This window comes from Pelomonas baiyunensis, from assembly GCF_043555935.1.
In the GTDB taxonomy this organism is placed as follows: Bacteria; Pseudomonadota; Gammaproteobacteria; order Burkholderiales; family Burkholderiaceae_C; genus Pelomonas; species Pelomonas baiyunensis.
In genome coordinates this window covers 276,026-293,464 of record NZ_JBIGIB010000004.1, presented here as the reverse complement: position 1 = coordinate 293,464, position 17,439 = coordinate 276,026, and the positions used below count along the sequence as shown (strand labels likewise).

Sequence of the window (17,439 nt, the reverse complement as noted above, 5' to 3'; positions counted from 1 at the left end):
GCTTGGCGCGCGCGTGTGCCTTCAGGGTCAGAAGAACACGATCCCGCCCAGCGCCACGCCGCTCATCTTGGCGTCGCTGCCCGAGACCGGCTTGGAGGTGGTGCGGCTCACTTCGCCCACCAGGGTCACGCTTTTGGTGAGGCCGTAGTAGAGGCCGGCGGTGAGGTTGGTGTTGCTGCGCAGGTCGCTCGCCACGCCGTCCTTGAGCTTGCTTTCGCCCCAGTTCAGGCCCAGCTTGGTTTTGGCGGTGGCCTGCCAGGTGGCTTGCAGCAGCAGGTTGGTCTGCTTGCGGTTGCCGCTGTCGCCGTCGGTCAGCACGCCCAGGCCCTTGCCGGTTTGCAGGTTGGCCGACAGGCCCAGCGCGCCGGCCGTCACGCTGGCGCCCAGCTCCACGCCGTTCATGGTGAAGCCGGTGTTGGCGGGGCCTTCGAACTTCTGGCTCTTGGCGCCCAGCCAGGCCTTGCCGCCGCCGAACTCGACGGTGGCCAGGGCTTGCAGCTGGGGCGAGTTGCGGCCCACCAGCGTGCCGGCGTCCACCGGGCTCATCAGGGCCACGGTGGCTCTGAAGCCGCCGCTGGTGGGCAGGCTGTAGGCCAGCTGGCCGTAGGTGCCCAGGTAGGTGTAGCCCGAGCCGATGTGGCCCAGCGTGACGCGGTTGCGCTGCGTGGCGCTGACCGGGGCGCCAGCGCCGATGAGTGTCATGTCGCCCAGGATGGCGGTCTTGCCGAACAGGCCGTAGTCGCGGCCCAGCTTCACGGTGCCCATGTCGGCGTTGCCGAAGGTGAAGAAGCCCTGGCGCACGTCCACGTTGTTGTTGTTGGAGATGGCGTCGCCCGAGGCCACGGCGGCGCCGATCATCAGCGTGGCGCCGATGTCGATGCCGTCCTGCCGGGTCTTGGCCGTGGTGGTGAGGGCATTGGGCAGCAGGCCGTTGCCGATGACGGTGCGGCCGTCGGTGCCGCCGCAGCCCAGGGCCTTGCTGGCCAGGGCCACGCCGCCCACGGTTTGCGAGCCGCTGCAGCGGGTGTGCGTGTAGTAGGCGTTGACGATGCCGCCGATGCCGATGTCCCACTCGCCGGCCTTGAGGTCGGCGGCGTGGGCGGCGAAGCCGGTGGTGGCGAGCGTGGCAGCAATGAGGGTGCGGGTGGTGTTCATGTTTGTCTCCAGTTGTGGTTTGGGTAGCCGGAGCGCCTTGCGCAAGGGCTGTGCCAGTCACGACCTGGAGCGGGTGCGCCGCGTGGGCGTTGCCGCGCGGCGCAATGGGGCATGGTGCGGAGCCGTTCAGCGTGTCGTGGCGGCACGGGCCCGAGGGTGTGCCCTGACCCGGGCTGTTGCGCCGCCCGCACTGCCCGCTGTGCCGTGGCGCAGCGGGGTTGTGACAGTGCGGCGCAGCCGGCGAGGGCTTGTGCCTAGAAGCTGTACTTCACGCCCACGTTCACGCTGCGCGGCGCGCCGGGTGCGAAGAAGGTGCCATGGCGCAGCGGGCGCTGGCCCTGGCTGTTGAGGGGGAAGGGCCGGCTCTGGAAGTTGCCCGCGTCGGTGAAGCCCGTGGGGCCCAACTGGGCGGCGGTGGCGTAGGCGCGGTCGAACAGGTTGTTGACGTGGGCGAACAGCTTCAGGCCCTGGCTGGGCGTCCACGCCGCATTGACGTTGAGCACCGCGTAGCCCGCGCTGCGGCCGGCGCCGAGGTAGTAAACGCCGTCGGGCCGGTGCAGGCCGTTCTCGTTGCCGCGGGCCAGCGCGCCGCCCATGGCCACGGCATCGGCGCCCAGGCTCCAGGCGTCGCCCAGGTCCAGGTCCACGTAAAGCTTCAACATGCGGCGCGGCACCAGCGGGATGCGGTCACCGGGCGTGATGGCGAGGGTGCCGGCCACGCCGGGCAGGCCGGTCTGGGCAGCGTCGTTGCTGCTGTTGGCGGCGCCGTTCACGACCTCGGCACTGCGGTAGGTGGCGTCCAGCAGCGTGAGGTTGGCGCCGGCCGTGAAGCCCTTTGTGGGCTGGCCGCTCAGGCCCAACTCCACGCCCTGGCGGCGCGTCGTGCCGAAGTTCTTGAAGTAGCCGAAGCCTGCGGCGTCATCGGCGACGAAAAGCAGGTCGTCGCGGTTGTCGGCGCGGAACAGGCCCATGTTCCACGCCAGCGCGCTGCCCGCCGCGCTGCGCAGGCCGGCTTCCACGGTGGTGGTGACGACCTGTTTGAGCGGCGGGTCGCCGGCCATGGCGTTGGGCAGCTTGCAGGGGTTGGCCGGGTCGGCGCAACCCAGCTCGATGGACGAGGGCGTGCGGCTGCCCTGGTTCACGCCCAGCCAGGCGTTCACGCCGGCCACGGGCGTGAAGGTCAGGCCCAGCGCGGGGTTGAGGCGGCGGAAGCTGTGGTCGCCGTCCAGTGAGCCCGCGCCACCGCCGGGCGTGATGGCGTCGCGGTTGCGCACGCGCGTGTGGTTGTAGCGGCCGGCCACGGTCAGGTGGGTGCCGGTGGACAGCGTCAGCACGCTGCTGGCAAACGCGCTGAGCGTGCGCGTGCGGCCGGCGAGGTCCACGCGCGTGTCATAGGGCTCGCCGTCGATGTTGCCGCCGGTCACACCGTCACCGAAGGCGCCCACGCCGGTGATGCTGCGGTCGGCGTTCAGGTAGCCCAGCTCCGAGCTTTGCGTGAAGTGGCTGCGGCTCAGGTCCAGCGCGGCGCCGACGAGGCTTTGGCTGGGCAGGCCGAACAGCAGCCCTTCGTAGCTCGCCTGCACATTGAAGCCGGCGTTGTGCTGGGTGGTGCGCGTCTGGTTGATGACGCCGTTGCACTTCTCGGCCGGCTCGTCGTTCAGCAGCGCCTGGGCGATGCAGCGCCATTTGGGGAAGGGCGTGTTGGCTGCGCTCTCGCCAGCGGTCGGGAAGCCGCTGTAGCCAGCCGCCGTGAGGGCGGCACGCTCGGTGGCGTTGGGTTGGTAGAGCGACTGGTCCAGCGAGTCGTCGTTGAGGTCGCCGTTGTAGGTGCGGGTGCGGATGCTGCGGGCGTAGGCGTTGCCGGTCAGCTTCCACTGCTCGCTGAGGTGCTGCGACAGCGCGAGGTTGAGCAGCCCCGCGCGGTTCTTGGTGTTGTCGGGCTTGGTGTAGACGCTGGCGCGGTCGCGGGCCAGGAAGCGGGCGTCTTGCAGGCCGTTGCCGTTGAGGTCGGTGTCGGCGAGGGCGGCGGTGAGCGACAGGTCGGTCTCGCCGCTGCGGCGGCCGAGCTTGGCGAAGAGCTGGGCCGCGTCGGAGGGCGAGTCGTCGCGCCAGCCGCGCTCCTTGAATTTCTGGCCGGTCACGTACCAGTGCGTGCCGTCCGCCGCGTGGCCGCCGTGCTCGAAATCCGTCGTGCGGCGGCCCCAGCTGCCGGCCTGCAACTGCAGCGAGGTGCCCGCGTGCGTGAGGCCGCTCTTGGTCTGCACATGGAGCGCGCCGCCCAGCGTGTTCAGCCCGAACAGCGGGTTGGAGCCGGGGATGAGGGCGATGCTGGCAATGGCGGCTTTGGGCACCAGGTCCCAGCTCACCACGTCGCCGAAGGGCTGGTTCAGGCGCATGCCGTCCAGGTAGAGCGACAGGCCCTGTTGCGAGCCCAGCAGCGGCGAGGCCGTGAAGCCGCGGAAGTTCACGTCGGGCTGCAGCGGGTTGCCCTGCATCTCGTTCAGCGACACGCTGCCCAGCCGGCGGTTCAGGAAGTTGCTGAGGTCCGGCGCCTGGCTGCGGTCGATGTCGGCGGCGCGGGCGGTTTGCACTGGCGCGGCGATGCGGTCGCGCGCCACATCGGCGCCGGCCACCGGCGACACGCCGACGACCTCGACGCGTTCCAGTTGGATCTGCGCCTGCGCGGCTGCCGTGGACAGGAGTGCCAGCGCGGCGAGGGCGAGGCGGTGGTGGGTGGGTTTCAAGGGCTGTCTCCGCTTTTTTGAATCGATGCGTTGCTGCAAGTGATTCTTCGGAGCGAGGGGCCGGCAGGCTCGGGAAAACTTCCCGCCGCGGCCCCCGAGGAACTACCGCCTGCGCTGTGCCGCTGTGCCCGGCTGGAACACTCAGCGGATGACCACGCCCCAGGGCAGCTTGCCCACCGTCACATCGGCCACCTTCTGCTGCGTGTCGGTGTCGATGACCGACACCGCGCCCGAGCGGCCGCAGGCCACGTAGAGTTTCTTGCCGTCGGGCGTGAGCGCCATGTTCCACGGCCGCTGGCCCACTGGGATGGTGGCGATGAAGGCCATGCGCTCCACATCCAGCACCGAGACCGTGCCGTCGCCGCCGTTGGACACGAACACGCGCCGGCCGTCCGGGTGCACGCTGATGCCGTTGCTCTTGGGGCCGGCCATCAGCTTGTCTTGCACCTTGAAAGTTTGGGTGTTGATGACGTAAATCTCGCTGGACATCTCGGCCGCCACGAACGCGCGCAGGCCGTCGGGTGAGAAACCGATGCCGCGCGGCCGCGTGCCCACCGGCACCTGCGCCACCTGCCGGCGCTTGTCCACGTCGATCACGTCCACGGCGCTGCCTTCCTCGGCGCTCACCAGCACCCAGCGGCCGTCGGGGCTGAACACCGCGTGCTCGGGGTTCTTGCCCTTCACCTTCACCGCAAAGCTCTTGGCCAGGGTGCGCGTGTCGACGAACACCACCTCGTTGGTTTCCTCCACCGCGGCCGTCACCCAGCGGCCGTCAGGCGACTGGCCCAGGCCCTCGGGCGACTCGCCCAGCGGGATCTCGCCGGCCTGGCGGCGGGCGGCCAGGTCCAGCACGACGAGGCGGTTGCCGGGCTGGTCGCTCACGTAGGCGCGGCGGCCGTCGGGGCTGATGACCGCGCCGCGCGGCTTTGCGCCGGCGGGCAGTTCGTAGAGCACGGCGTCGGTGGCGGTGTCGATGACGCTCAGCGTGCCCGAGCCCTCGTTGGACACATAGGCCAGCGGGCCGGCGTGGGCCTGCGACAGGGCGGTGGCGAGCAGGGTGAGCGTGGGCAGCAGGCGGGCCATGGCGATCTCCGGCATCAGAAGCGGTAACTCAGGCTGGCCGAGGCCAGCCAGGTGCGTCCCGGGGCGGGCTCGAAGAAGCGGCCGTTGCCGTCGTTCACGATTACCGATCCGGCGTAGCGGCGGCCCGCCAGGTTGTCCACCCGCAGCAGCGCGCCCAGGTCCCAGGCACCCAGGCTCAGCTGGTAGCCCGCGTGGGCGGCGAGCGTGGCGTAGCCGCCGGCGGCGTCGGTGTTCAGGTCGTTCACGAACACCTTGGACAGCGCGCGGCCTTCCACGCCGAGGCGCCAGCCGCCCGCCGGCAGCCAGGTGAGCGCGCCGAACAGTGCGGTGCGGGCGATGCCGGGAATGCGGTTGTCCGGCGCCACCGCCTGGTTGGCCGCCGCGCAGGGCGTGGCGGTGCAGGTGAGGAAGCCGTCGCGGTAGCGCGCGTCCAGCCAGGTGGCGGCCAGCTGCGCCTGCAGCGAGGGGCTGAGCTGGAAGGCGCCCGAGGCTTCCAGCCCGCGGCGGCGCGTGGCGCCGGCGTTCTGGAAGGTGGCGCGGCCGCCCACGTTGGTCTGCGTGACGATCTCGCGGTCGGTGGTGGTGTTGAACACGGCCAGCGTCAGCTCGCTGCCCGCCCAGGGCTTGGCCTTCACGCCGGCTTCCAGGCTGCGGCTGGTGGCGGCCTGCAGCGCGAAGTTCAGGCCCGTGGCGCCGCTGGCGCGGTAAGACAGTTCGTTGAGCGTGGGCGTCTCGAAGCCCTTGCCGGCCGTGGCGTACAGGCGCAGCGTGTCGCTGGCCGCGAAGCTCACGCCCAGCACGGGCAGCGTGGCGGCGTAGCGGGCGCTGCCGCTGTCGTCGGGGTTGGTTTTGGTGATGTAGGCGTCGGTGCTTTGAAAGTCCACCACGCTGCGCCGCACGCCGCCGGTGACGAGCCACGCGGGTGTGGGCTGCCACTGGGCTTGCAGGTAGGGGTCGGCGTTGGAGACGCGGTTGGTTTCGTCGCGCCGCAGGGCGCCGCGCACACCCAGCACCGCGCTGGCCCCGGTGCCGGTGAAGTTCTGCTCGCCCACGCGGTGCTCGCGCAGGCTGTCGGCCGCCACGCCGGCCACGAGGCTGGCGGTCTCGCCTTTCCAGCGCCAGCGCAGGTCGGCGCCTTCGTAGTCGCGGCTCAGGTCGATGACGCCGCCCGGGTGCAACGGGCTGGCCTGTGTGGCCACCGGAATCGACTGGAACTGCGCCGTGCTGCGGTGGCCTTGGTACACCATCACGCGCAGCGTGTTGGCGGCATCGATGCCGTGCTCCAGCACCAGGCCGCCTTGCTCCTGCGTCATGGTCTTGCGGGTGTTGAAGCTCAGCGCCGACGCGTCCACGCCGCGTGGGGCGGCCTGCCACTGCGCGCGCGTCAGGCCCAGCGGGTCTTGCGCTTCGGGCAGCTCCACGCGGTTGGCCACCAGCGTGAGTTGCGTGGCCGCCCCCAGCTTGAAGCTCAGCCGCGCGTTGGCCAGCTGGCGCTCGGTGGCGCTGTGCTGGCGGTAGCCGTCAGTCGTGAAGCGGCTGGCGCCCAGGGTGTAGCCGATGACCTGACCCTCGCCCGTGGTGCCGCTGGCCGAGGCCGCCACGCGGCGCAGGCCGTCGCTGCCTAAACCCACGCTGGTGTCCAGCCGCGCCGGGCCGCTGGGCGATTCGGAATGGATGCTGATGACGCCGCCGGAGGAGTTGCCGTACAGCGCCGAGAACGGCCCGCGCAGCACCTCCACGCGGCCCACGGTGCCCAGCTCGACGTTGGTGATCTGGCCCTGGCCGTCGGGCAGCGTGGCGGGAATGTCGTCCACGTACACCCGCACGCCGCGGATGCCGAAGCTGGCCCGCGCGCCGAAGCCGCGCACCGAGATCTGCACGTCTTGCGCGTAGTTCTGGCGGTCACGCGCCAGCAGCCCGGGTACTGCGCCCAGGCCCTCGGAGATGTTCACTTGCGCGCGGCCGGCGCGCAGGTCGTCGCCCGACAGGCGCTGGATGGACGCGGGCAGGTCAAAGGCTGCGGCCTCGATGCGGGTCGACGTGACGACGACGGGGGCCAGCACCGTGGGTGCGGTGGTTTGAGCCTGAACCTGGGCCAGGGCCGTGGCGGCCAGGGCAAGGGCAGTCCTTCGCGCGACAGGCGCGAAACGTGGGGTCATGGGTGTCTCCGGGGGCGCGGTCTTGGCGGGGTTGAAACCAGGGGGCTGGGTTCAGGCCGGGCGCCAGGCCACTTTGTACTTGGCAAAAATCTCGGCCACGCGGCCTTGGGCGGTCAGCTGGTTCAGCGCGGCCTGCAGGGCCTCGGCCAGGTCGGTGGCGTCTTTTTTCACCGCCATGCCGGCGGCCCAGCCTTCGCGCGGCGCGCGGGGCGAGGGCAGGGGCTCGATGCGGTAGGCTGCATCGCCCGCCAGCACGCTTTCCAGCTCGGAGGCCAGGCCCGCCGCGGCCGACACCTCACCGCGCTGCAGCGCGCGGGCGGCCTCGCAGCCGTCCTTCCACTGCGTGAGCAACTGCTCGCGGTAGGCCCCGCCGTCGGCGCCAATCAGCAGCCAGCCGGCCAGGGTCTGCCCGGGCACGGCCACCTTGGCTGCGCCGAGTTGGGACAGGCTGTCCAGCACCGGCACATCGGCCACGCGGCGGGCCAGCATCACGCGTTCGCGGTAGTAGGGCGCAAAGATGCGAGCCTGCGGCGTGGCCTCGATCAGCGGGCGGTCCACCGGCACGTGCAGCAGCACGTCGGCCGGGCCGTAGCCCAGGTAGTGCCCCTTCCAGACCATGTTGCGCAGGTCGTCGGCCATGTTCTCGTCGGCATTGAAGGGCAGGGGCGCGAACTTCACGCCCAGCGCTTCGGCCAGCGCCTGGCCCAGCTCCATGTCGATGCCGCGGCCCTTCACATGAAAGGGCGGCATGTCTTCGTACAGGCCCACGATGAGCCGACCACGCTCGCGCACCTGCGCCAGCGTGGCCGCGCCGGCGTGGCCGCCGGTGAGGGTGCCCGCTGCGGCCCAGGCCAGCAGCTGGCGGCGGCTCAGCGATCCGGTCGCCGGGCCGCGGCTCACAGCGGCTTCTCCCGGCGGGTTTCCAGGTAGGCCTTGATGGCCCACATCGCTTCCTGCGTGAACACACCCTCGAACGGGGGCATGTACACGGCGCCGTTGCGGCTGCGGCCGTGGCGCACGGTGTTCAGGAAATAGTCGTCGTTTTCCTTCACGCAGGCGGCCTTCTTGGCGGCGTCCTTCAGCGAGGCGCAGTCGTTGTCCAGCTTGCGCAGGTCCGGCGCAATGCCGCCGGAGATGGCTTCCAGCCCGTGGCAGCGGGCGCAGTTCTGGTTGAAGGCCGAGGTGCCGATCTTCACGGCGGCCTCGTTGGTGCGGTAGGGGTTCTCGGGCAGCCAGCCCTCGCCCAGCTGGGGCAGGCTGGAGGTGTCCACGGCCTGGGGTGTGACGTCGCCATGGGCCCAGGCCTGCACGGTCACCACGATGGCGGCGAGGCTCAGGCTGCCGGCGATGACGAGGGGATGCAGTTTCATGAAAGGTGTCTCCGGTGTAATCAAGGGAACGGGGGCCATCGAGGGCTTGCCGCCGGTTCTGCAAGCCACATGCCAGGGTTGCACTGTTCCAAGCTGACACACTGGCGCCCAACGCGGCGTGCCAGCGCGGATGGACAGCCGCCCCGGATTGCGACACGATGCCCTGCGACTTCAAAAAAGCACGTGCAGCACGGCCATCCGCCGCGACTGCGCCCCGGAGACAAGCCTGTTGAGGCAGGCAAGGAAGCCTCTATGTCCATCGACACGTCCGCGGTGCCTGGCGCCGCCCCCCTGGCGCCGCCGCGCCAGGCCTTCATCGAGCGCAGCCACCAGCGCAGCGAGGCCCTGGGCCTGAAGCGCCACGAGAAGTGCGGGCTGGACCCGATGATCCGCAGCGACCTGAACCTCGCCCGCGAGCGCAACCAGCGCCTGTACACGCACGCCGCGCCGGTGATGCAGCTGCTGTACGAGCAGATCGTGAACACCGAAAGCATGATCGTGCTGACCGACGCGCAGGGCACCATCCTGCACGCCGTGGGCGACGACAGCTTCCTGGCCCGCGCCCACCGCGTGGCCCTGGCCCCGGGCGAGAACTGGGCCGAGCACGCCAAGGGCACCAACGCCATCGGCACGGCGCTGTTCGAGGAAGCGCCCACGCTGATCCACGGCGGCGAGCATTTCATGCACGCCAACAACTTCCTGACGTGCTCGGCCTCGCCCATCTTTGACCCGCGCGGCAACATGCTGGGCGTGCTGGACGTGACCGGCGACCACCGCGGCTACCACCAGCACACCATGGGCCTGGTGCGCATGTCGGCCCGCATGATCGAGAACCACTGGCTCTCGGACGACTACAACAACCGCCTGCGCCTGCACTTCCACAGCCGGCCCGAGTTCATCGGCACGCTGCTGGAGGGCATCCTCGTGGTGTCGCCCGACGGCCGGCTGCTGGGCGCCAACCGCGCCGCGCTGGACCAACTCGGCATGAGCGGCGCCGAGCTGCGCATGCGCAGCCTCTCCAGCCTGCTGGGCACCACGCCCGCGGCGGTGTACGACCACTTCCGCATGCCGCTGTCGCCGCCCATGCAGCTGTGCCTGCCCACGGGGCAGAGCCTGTTCGTGAGCGCGCGGTTCGACTGGCCCTCCCGCCCCGTGGTGGCCGGCCTGCACACCGTGGACGCCGAAACCGCCGAGGTGCGGGAGCCCGCGCCCGGGCCGGCGCCCACGTCGGCGCAGGCCGCCGGCACCCCGCCCACGCCGCTGGTGGGTGACGTGCCCCCCATGCCCGGCGTGGACGCCGCCGGCCACACCCGCTTCTCGGGCCTGCAGTACCTGCGCACCGGCGACCCGCAGCTGGAAACCGTGATTCAGAAGGTCAAGCGCGTGCTGGACCGCGGCATTCCGCTGCTCATCCTGGGCGAAACCGGCACCGGCAAGGAGCTGCTGGCCCGCGCCGTGCACCACGACTCCAACCGCGCGCGCCAACCCTTCGTGGCGGTGAACTGCGCGTCCATTCCCGAGAGCCTCATCGAGGCCGAGCTGTTCGGCTACGAAGAGGGCGCCTTCACCGGCGCGCGGCGCAAGGGCGCGCCGGGCCGCCTGGTGCAGGCCAACGGCGGCACGCTGTTCCTGGACGAGATCGGCGACATGCCGCTGCCGCTGCAGGCCCGCCTCTTGCGCGCGCTGCAGGAGCGCAGCGTCACGCCGCTGGGCAGCACCAAGTCCATCGCGGTGGACATCGCCGTCATCGGCGCCACGCACCGCAACCTGCGCGAAATGATCGAGGCGCAGACCTTCCGCGAAGACCTGTACTACCGCCTGAACGGCCTGGCCCTGCGCCTGCCCGCGCTGCGCGAGCGCACCGACATCGAGGCCATCGTGCGTCGCATCCTGCAGGCCGAGCGCCCGCAAGACCCGCCCGAGCTGAGCCCGCAGGTGCTGTCCATGTTCCGCCGCTACCCCTGGCCGGGCAACATCCGCCAGCTGGCCAATGTGCTGCGCACGGCGGCCGTGATGTCGGTGGGCGAACGGGTGGTGACCACCGCCCACCTGTCCGACGACTTCCTGGAAGACATCCAGCGCCTGGCCGGCATGGCAGCGCCCGCGCCGGCCCCGCTGCCCGCTGCGCCCCTGACGGGCATGGCCATGGCCCCGGTGATGCCGCCGGCCGCCGCCGTGATGCCACCTTCGGGCTGGGCGCCTCTGGAGGCCGCGCCGCCCTTGGCCGTGCCGCCGCCGGTGGCGCCGGCCGAGCCGGCCACCGCGCGCACGCTGGAGCAGGCCGAGATCGACATGATCCGCGCCACGCTGGACGCGGTGGGCGGCAACATCTCGCTGGCGTCCAAGCAGCTGGGTATCAGCCGCAACACCATCTACCGCCGCCTGCGCTGGAACACCGGCGCCGACAAGGGCGAGTGACCCGCCGGCCCTGAACCCCTCGCCCTGAACCCCTGACCCGGCGCGGTTGGCCTGCGCGCGGGGCCTTCCGGCGTGGCGCGCCCGCCTCAAACCGTGCCGGGGACTTTCCCGGGGCTCACCCGGGCAGCGGTGTCACCGGCTGGAGCAAAAACCACCCCCGGGCAGGCCTGAAACGCAAGGCACGGGTTTTGCACCAGTGGCGGGCAATGACCCGCTGCAGTTCCCTCTCCCTGATGTTGTTCACGCGCCGCGAGGGCTTCGCATGAAGCTGCTCGTGCTTGGCTCCGGCGCGGGTGGTGGCTTTCCGCAGTGGAACTGCCACTGCCTGCAGTGCAGCGCCTTCCGCCGGGGCGACCTGGACGCCAGCGCCCGCACGCAAAGCGCCATCGCGCTCTCGCAAGACGGCCGGCCCGGCGAGGGCTGGCTGCTCATCAACGCCAGCCCCGATCTGCCGCAGCAGATTCGCAGCACGCCGGCGCTGCAGCCCCACCAGGCGGGCGATGTGCCGATTCGCGCCGTCGTGCTGCTGGACTCGCGCCTGCACCACGTGGCCGGCCTGCTCTCGCTGCGCGAAAGCCGCGAGCTGGAGGTGTGCGCCACGCCGCTGGTGTTCGAGGACCTGACCGCCGACCTGCCGCTGCTCAACGTGCTGGAAAGCTACTGCCGCGTGCGCTGGCGCATGCTGCCCATTGCGGGCGACACGCGCAGCGCCAGCTTTGAGATTCCGGGCTTTCCGGCGCTGCGCTTCACCGCGGTGGCTGTGCCCGCCCGCGCGCCACGCCATGCCCGGCTGCGCAGCGAAGCGGCTGGCGAATGCATCGCCCTGCAGGTGCAGGACCTGCGCACCGGCGGGCGGCTGTTCCTGTCGCCCGCGCTGGCCGAGGTGGGCGAGGACGAACTGGCCTGCATGCAGGCGGCCGACTGCGTGGTGGTGGACGGCAGCTTCTGGACCGAACACGGCCTGCGGGACGCCGGCCTGGGCACGGCCAGCGCCACCGACAAGGGCCACCTGCCGCAGCAAGGCCACGCCGGCCGCGCCGGAATGATCGAGGTGCTGCGTGCCAGCGGTGCCTCCCGCAAGGTGCTCACGCACATCCACCACAGCAACCCCATCCTCGACCGCCAAAGCGGCCCCTGCCGTGAGCTGGCAGCCGAAGGCATCGAGGTGGCGCACGACGGCATGGAGATCGACCTGTGACCTCACGTTCTGTTCACCTCGCCGCCGCTGGGCGCGACGCCGAGCCCCTGTGGCTGGAATGGCTCACGCTGATTGGCGCGTTCGCGTTCTGCACCTGGCTGCTGGGCATCAAAGGCGTGTGGGCACTGCTGCTGGGGGCCGACCCGACGGGGCTCACGCTCGTCATCCTGGTGGTGTTTGTGGCGGCCACGCTGTGGTGCGGCCAGCGCTCGCGCGAGCTGCAACGCCAGCGCCTGCTGCTGCGCAACCCGCAGCAGGCCCGCCCGGGCGAGCGCGTGTGGGCGGCCGAGTACGCCGCCGCCAGCGCGCGCGACGCCGGCACCGCGGCCGACCTGCTGCTGGAACACAGCCACGGCCCGCACGGCACGGCCTGGTGGGTGAATGGCATCCAGCTCAAGCTCGGGCTGCTGGGCAAGGTCATCGGCTTTTCCATGCTCGCGCTGTCGCTGGGCAAGCTGCAGAGCTTTGACCCGGCGCAGTCGCAAGACCTGCTGCGCAGCCTGACCGGCGGCCTGGGCGTAGCGCTGCTCACCACCATGGTGGGCCTGGTGGGCAACATCCTGCTGGGCTTGCAGCTGACGCGCCTCGATCGCTTTGCCGACGCCTTGGTTGCTGACATCCAGCACACCGCGATCACGAAGGACGGGGACTGAGATGGCCCGCACGCGCCGCCGGGGTTCGCGGGAGGCGGAGGTCGACCCCTTCTACGACATGCTGTTCAACCTGCTGATCGGCTTCGTCTTCTGCTTCATCGTGGCTCTGCTGGCCATGAACCCGCGCGCCACCAAGGCCGGCGATGTGCCGTCCAAGGCCGAGTACCTCATCAACGTGGCCTGGCCCGACAACAGCCCCAACGACATCGACACCTGGGTGCAAGACCCCGGCGGCAACCTGGTGTGGTTCCGCCAGCGCGAGGCGGGCCTGATGTACCTGGACCGCGACGACCGCGGCGAGGGCAACGCCTCCACCATCATCAACGGGCAAAAGATCCTCAGCCCCTTCCGGCAGGAGGTGGTGACGATCCGCGGCATCGTGCCCGGCGAGTTCGTCGTCAACGCCCAGTACTACCAGTCGCACGACGGCCAGCCCGTGCCGGTGACCGTGACGGTCATCAAGGTCAACCCGCGTGCCGATGTCGTGTTCTACGGCACCGTCAGCCTCGCCCGCCAGGGCGACGAGGCCACCGCCGTGCGCTTCACGCTGCAGCCCGACGGCAGCGTGGTCAATGTGAACACCCTGCCCAAGAGCCTGATGCAACGACCCTGATCGCAAATGAAACAGCCCCCACACTCGCTTCGCTCATTGCCCCCCGCGGGGGCTCATCAGTGCCTTCGGGCGGCCGGGCGGCACTGACATGACCCTGCCCATCATCCTGAGCTTTGCCGCCCTGCTGCTGCTGTGCCTGCTCGCCCTGCTGCAATCCCGCTGGCCCGCGTGGCTGCGCGGCCTGCTGGTGGTGGGCGTGACAGCGTTCTACTTCTACGGCGAGAGCGCCATCCACACCCTGTGGGGCTGGCCCAGCGGTGACCCGCTGCCCGAGCGCTTCGTGCTGCTGGCCGCGGTCATCGAAGAGCCCGGCCCCAAGCGCGACGGGGCCCTGTACGTTTGGGTGAACGCCGTGGAAGACGGCAAACCCGCCGCCCAGCCCCGCGCCTACGCGCTGCCCTACAGCAAAGACCTGCACGGCCTGCTGAACGAGGGCTTGAAGAAGGTGCGCAACGGCATCAGCCAGCTCGGCACCGCCGAGGCCAAACCGCGCAAGGGCCTGTCGTGGCTGCGGCCGGGCAGCGATGAGCAGCAAGTGAAGCTGCGCGACATGCCACTCCCCCAGTTGCCTGAAAAGTGACCATGCGCCGCTGCCTTTCACTTCTCGTCGTGGTGCTCGCAGGCTGCGGCCGTTCGCCCGAGGCCGGCAACGAAGCCTGGTTCCCGCTCGCCGCCGGCCACCGCTGGACCTACCGCGTCACCACGCAAAGCGGCGCCGAGGCGCCCGAGCGCGAGACGCTCACGCTGCGCACCCAGGGCCGCGACACCCTGGTGCTGGACGACCAGCCCGCGTGGCTGCGCCGCAGCGACAGCGGCATCACCTACTGGCTGCGCAGCGACGAAGCCGGAATCCGCCGCGTGGCGCAGAAGAGCGACATGCAGGTGGACCCGGTGGCCGACCCCGCCGACCGCTTCGTGCTGAAGGCGCCGTTCGTGGCGGGCACGCAGTGGCAGGCCGGCACCACCACCTACCTGCTGATGCGCACGCACGAGTACCCGCGTGAGCTCAAGCACAGCCACCCCAACATCCCCATGACCTACACCATCGAGGCCGTGGCCGACGAGGTGCAGGTGGCGGCGGGCAAGTTCTCGCCCTGCCTGCGCGTGCGCGGCAGCGCCACGGTGCGCGTGTTCGTCGATCCCATCAGCGGCTTCAAAGACCAGCCGCTCACCAGCCTGGAGTGGTACTGCCGCGGCGTAGGCCTGGTGAAGATGGAGCGCAGCGAGCCCTCCAGCTCGCCCATGCTGGTGGGCGGCACGCGCACGCTGGAGCTGGAGCGCTGGGAATGAAGCTCGCCACGCGCCAAGACCTGGCCTGGGTGGCCGCTGCCACGCTGGCTGCCTACGTGCTGGGTGGCCTGGGCCAGTGGCGCGAGCGCATGGCCGCGCTGTTGGAGCGTTATGAAGCCTGGCAGGTGGACGAGCTGCCCCTGGCGCTGACCGTGATGACCGTGGGCCTGGCTGTGCTGCTGTGGCGCCGCCACCGCGAGGCCGCGGCGCTGCTGCGCCACAACCGCGAACTCGCCCGGCAACTGATGACCGTGCAGGAGCGCGAACGCCAGGCCGTGGCCCGCGAGCTGCACGACGAACTGGCCCAGCATTGCACCGCCATCCGCTTCGAGGCCGCCGTGGCCCAGCGCTGCACCAGCCTGCCCCAGGCCGTGGCCGCCGCTCAGCGCGCCGCCGCCAGTGCCGAGCAGTTGCAGCAAGGCGTGCGCCGCCTGCTGCGGCAGCTGCGCCCGGCCGACCTGGACGCGCTCGGACTGGGCGCCGCGCTGCAAGCCCTGTGCGCCCAGCGGCCGTGGCCGGCTTGCCGCTTTCAGGGCAATGCCGAGCTGCGCCTGGGCGACGAAGCCGACATGGCCGTGTACCGCGTGGCGCAGGAGGCGCTGTCCAACACCCTGCGCCACGCCCACGCCACCGCCGTGACGGTGCGCCTCACCGCCGCGGACGGCGGCGTGTGCCTGCAGGTGCAAGACGACGGCCTGGGGTTCGACCCCGAAGCCAGCACCCCCGGCCTGGGCCTGCTGGGCGCTCGCGAGCGCGCCGCCGCCCTGGGCGGCCACCTGCAACTGCACAGCGCGCCTGGCAAGGGCACGTGCGTCAATTTGTGGTTGCCCACCGGAGCCCACCCATGACCCGCCTGCTGCTGGTGGACGACCATCCCATCGTGCGCGCCGGCTACCAGCGCCTGCTGGAAATGGACGGCGCCTGGCGCGTGGTGGCGCAGGCCGGCAGCGTGGACGAAGCGCTGGACCTGCACCGCCAGCACCAGCCCGAACTCACCATCACCGACCTCGGCCTGCCCGGCCGCGGCGGGCTGGAGCTGCTGCGCCAGCTCACCGAGCGCGACGCCAGCGTGCGCGTGCTGGTGTTCAGCATGCACGAGGGCGAGGCCATGGTGCGCCGCGCGCTGGCCATGGGCGCACGCGGCTACGTCAGCAAAAGCAGCCCCCCGCAGGAACTGCTGGACGCCGCCGCCTGCGTGATGACCGGCTGCCGCTACCTCTGCAGCGGCCTGCCCGCCCATTGGCTGCAACCGTTGCCACCGCAAGGCGACCCGGATGGCCTGGAGACCCTGAGCGACCGCGAGTTCGAAGTCTTCCGCCTGCTGGCGCGGGGCCTCACGCCGGCGGACTGCGCGGGCACTTTGAGCCTGAGCTCCAAGACGGTGTCCAACCTGCAGACGCAGATCCGGGACAAGCTGGGGTTGGCGTCAACGGCGGCGATGGCGCATTTGGCGTTGCGGCGGGGGGTGATCGAGGGGGGCTGAGTGGCGGTTTGGCTGCTGGTTTGCTCGGGCTGCGGCGGCGGCGAGCTCGCCAAGGATTTTTTGAGTGGTCGCTGCGCTGACCTGTAGGTTGGGGTGAGCCTGCGAACCCCAACGACTTGTTCGGCTGCGCTGACTTTTGGGGCGTTTGCCAGGAGCCTTTCGACGCGGGGCACCGAGCCGGGAGTTCTGCCTTGCCGCTTGCAAGCGGCAAGGCCTTCGCCAGGCACAAGACAGCCCGCAGTGGGCTGTCTTGTGTCCGGGCTCAGTCCCGGCGGGCGAGTAACTTTTCTCTGTCTTGCCAGAGAAAAGTCACCAAAAGAGAGGCGCTAACCGCAAGTCAGCGGACTGGGGCGTGAGGCTCTCGCGCGAGAACAGCCGCTCGGTTGGTGCGTAGAAGCGAACCGCTGCGCTCTCGCCGCCCACTTGTCACGAGCGCTACAACCCGTGCCGCTCAGTCGCTCAACGCCGGCTGCACGCCGGGCTCATCAGTGAATGCACCGCATGCTGTGACGCGCCGTCGACGGCGCTTGCCTTTCACGCGTGAGTTCGGCGTGCAGCCGACGTTAGGCGCACGAGCGGTGGATGAGTCGGGTTGGGGATAAGGACAGCAGCGAGAGCGCAGCGGCTCGCTTCGTACCCACAACCCACTGCCCGTTCTCGCGCGATGTCCGTCGCAGGCCAGTGGCCGTGTGCGGTTCAGCGCCTCTTCTTTGGTGACTTTCTTCTGGCGCCCAGAAGAAAGTTACCCCGCCGCCGGGCGGGACTCCCGGCTCGGTGCACCGAACGGCAAAGGCTCCAGGCAAAAGCCCGAAAGGTCACTGCCGCTCAACAACGTCGTTGGGGTTCGCAGGCTCATCCCAACCTACACAGCTGCACAGCGGCCCGATGGCTGATCAGCCAGCCATCTTGACCCACGCGTTGCACCACCCGTTTTTGGCGACTTGAGCCTTGCGCCCGAACATCGCGCAGTTGCTCCACGCGTCGGTGGGTTTGGCCTGCCAGAACTGGCAGTTGGCGCAGTGCTGGCTGGCCTGGTGCTTGGGGAACTTGACGGTGTCGACCTTGGTGGTGTCGTGCTTGTAGCCCAGGGCCACGGCGGTTTCGCTGGCTTCGTCGACGGGGGACGTCTGCGCGAGGGCCGGGACGGCCAGGGTGGCCATCGTGGCCTGGAGCATGAAGATACGGCGGGTGGGTTGCATGGGAAATACCTCGGAGAAGAACAAAGCGCCGGCCCGCCTGCGCAGGCCGGCGCCTTCACATCGAAACGAACGGC

15 protein-coding genes are annotated in these 17,439 nt (G+C 70.5%); 8 read left to right on the top strand and 7 right to left on the bottom strand.

The annotated features are described in order from the left end of the window. Nucleotides 1–27 precede the first annotated feature (27 nt). The 6 genes from ACG01O_RS15490 to pedF all read right to left on the bottom strand — a co-directional run bounded on the left by ACG01O_RS15490 (nt 28) and on the right by pedF (nt 8,511). Entirely contained in the window at nt 28–1,155 is a 1,128-nt protein-coding gene (locus tag ACG01O_RS15490) for a porin (RefSeq protein ID WP_394385916.1), read from the bottom strand. Nucleotides 1,156–1,409: 254 nt separating this feature from the next. Beyond that, nucleotides 1,410–3,899 carry a TonB-dependent receptor gene (locus ACG01O_RS15485; RefSeq protein WP_394385914.1) on the bottom strand — a complete coding sequence of 830 codons (2,490 nt, stop codon included), beginning with the start codon at nt 3,897–3,899 and terminating at the stop codon, nt 1,410–1,412. A 141-nt stretch (nt 3,900–4,040) separates the two neighbouring features. Further along, a complete protein-coding gene (locus ACG01O_RS15480; RefSeq protein ID WP_394385912.1) occupies nt 4,041–4,982 on the bottom strand; it encodes a beta-propeller fold lactonase family protein in 942 nt (313 codons plus the stop codon). A 14-nt stretch (nt 4,983–4,996) separates the two neighbouring features. Then, nucleotides 4,997–7,141, bottom strand: coding sequence for a TonB-dependent receptor family protein (locus tag ACG01O_RS15475; RefSeq protein ID WP_394385910.1), 2,145 nt, complete (start codon nt 7,139–7,141; stop codon nt 4,997–4,999). A 51-nt stretch (nt 7,142–7,192) separates the two neighbouring features. Continuing rightward, on the bottom strand, nt 7,193–8,041 hold the full coding sequence (locus ACG01O_RS15470) for a substrate-binding periplasmic protein (RefSeq protein ID WP_394385908.1): 849 nt from the start codon (nt 8,039–8,041) through the stop codon (nt 7,193–7,195). Next, entirely contained in the window at nt 8,038–8,511 is a 474-nt protein-coding gene (pedF, locus tag ACG01O_RS15465) for a cytochrome c-550 PedF (protein WP_394385906.1), read from the bottom strand. The genes ACG01O_RS15470 and pedF overlap by 4 nt, the downstream gene beginning before the upstream one ends. A 252-nt stretch (nt 8,512–8,763) precedes the next feature. On the opposite strand from pedF, the gene ACG01O_RS15460 reads away from it, so the two are divergent. The 8 genes from ACG01O_RS15460 to ACG01O_RS15425 all read left to right on the top strand — a co-directional run bounded on the left by ACG01O_RS15460 (nt 8,764) and on the right by ACG01O_RS15425 (nt 16,166). Then, complete coding sequence (locus ACG01O_RS15460; RefSeq protein WP_394385904.1) at nt 8,764–10,929, top strand: sigma-54-dependent Fis family transcriptional regulator; 2,166 nt, start codon at nt 8,764–8,766, stop codon at nt 10,927–10,929. 262 nt (nt 10,930–11,191) lie between these two features. Further along, complete coding sequence (gene pqqB / locus ACG01O_RS15455) at nt 11,192–12,127, top strand: pyrroloquinoline quinone biosynthesis protein PqqB (protein WP_394385902.1); 936 nt, start codon at nt 11,192–11,194, stop codon at nt 12,125–12,127. Further along, a complete protein-coding gene (locus tag ACG01O_RS15450; protein ID WP_394385900.1) occupies nt 12,124–12,780 on the top strand; it encodes a hypothetical protein in 657 nt (218 codons plus the stop codon). Before pqqB ends, ACG01O_RS15450 begins: the two co-directional genes overlap by 4 nt. Before the next feature lies 1 nt (nt 12,781). Continuing rightward, complete coding sequence (locus ACG01O_RS15445; RefSeq protein WP_394385898.1) at nt 12,782–13,393, top strand: hypothetical protein; 612 nt, start codon at nt 12,782–12,784, stop codon at nt 13,391–13,393. A gap of 88 nt (nt 13,394–13,481) precedes the next feature. Beyond that, nucleotides 13,482–13,973: a hypothetical protein gene (locus ACG01O_RS15440; RefSeq protein WP_394385896.1), complete on the top strand. Its 492-nt coding sequence runs from the start codon at nt 13,482–13,484 to the stop codon at nt 13,971–13,973. A 2-nt stretch (nt 13,974–13,975) separates the two neighbouring features. After that, on the top strand, nt 13,976–14,683 hold the full coding sequence (locus tag ACG01O_RS15435) for a hypothetical protein (protein ID WP_394385894.1): 708 nt from the start codon (nt 13,976–13,978) through the stop codon (nt 14,681–14,683). Next, nucleotides 14,680–15,531 (top strand): ATP-binding protein, encoded by an 852-nt coding sequence (locus ACG01O_RS15430; protein WP_394385893.1) that lies wholly within the window; start codon nt 14,680–14,682, stop codon nt 15,529–15,531. The genes ACG01O_RS15435 and ACG01O_RS15430 overlap by 4 nt, the downstream gene beginning before the upstream one ends. After that, a complete protein-coding gene (locus ACG01O_RS15425; RefSeq protein ID WP_394385891.1) occupies nt 15,528–16,166 on the top strand; it encodes a response regulator transcription factor in 639 nt (212 codons plus the stop codon). Before ACG01O_RS15430 ends, ACG01O_RS15425 begins: the two co-directional genes overlap by 4 nt. 893 nt (nt 16,167–17,059) lie before the next feature. Here ACG01O_RS15425 and ACG01O_RS15420 read toward each other — a convergent pair. Next, nucleotides 17,060–17,365 (bottom strand): high-potential iron-sulfur protein, encoded by a 306-nt coding sequence (locus ACG01O_RS15420; RefSeq protein WP_394385889.1) that lies wholly within the window; start codon nt 17,363–17,365, stop codon nt 17,060–17,062. Nucleotides 17,366–17,439 lie beyond the last annotated feature (74 nt).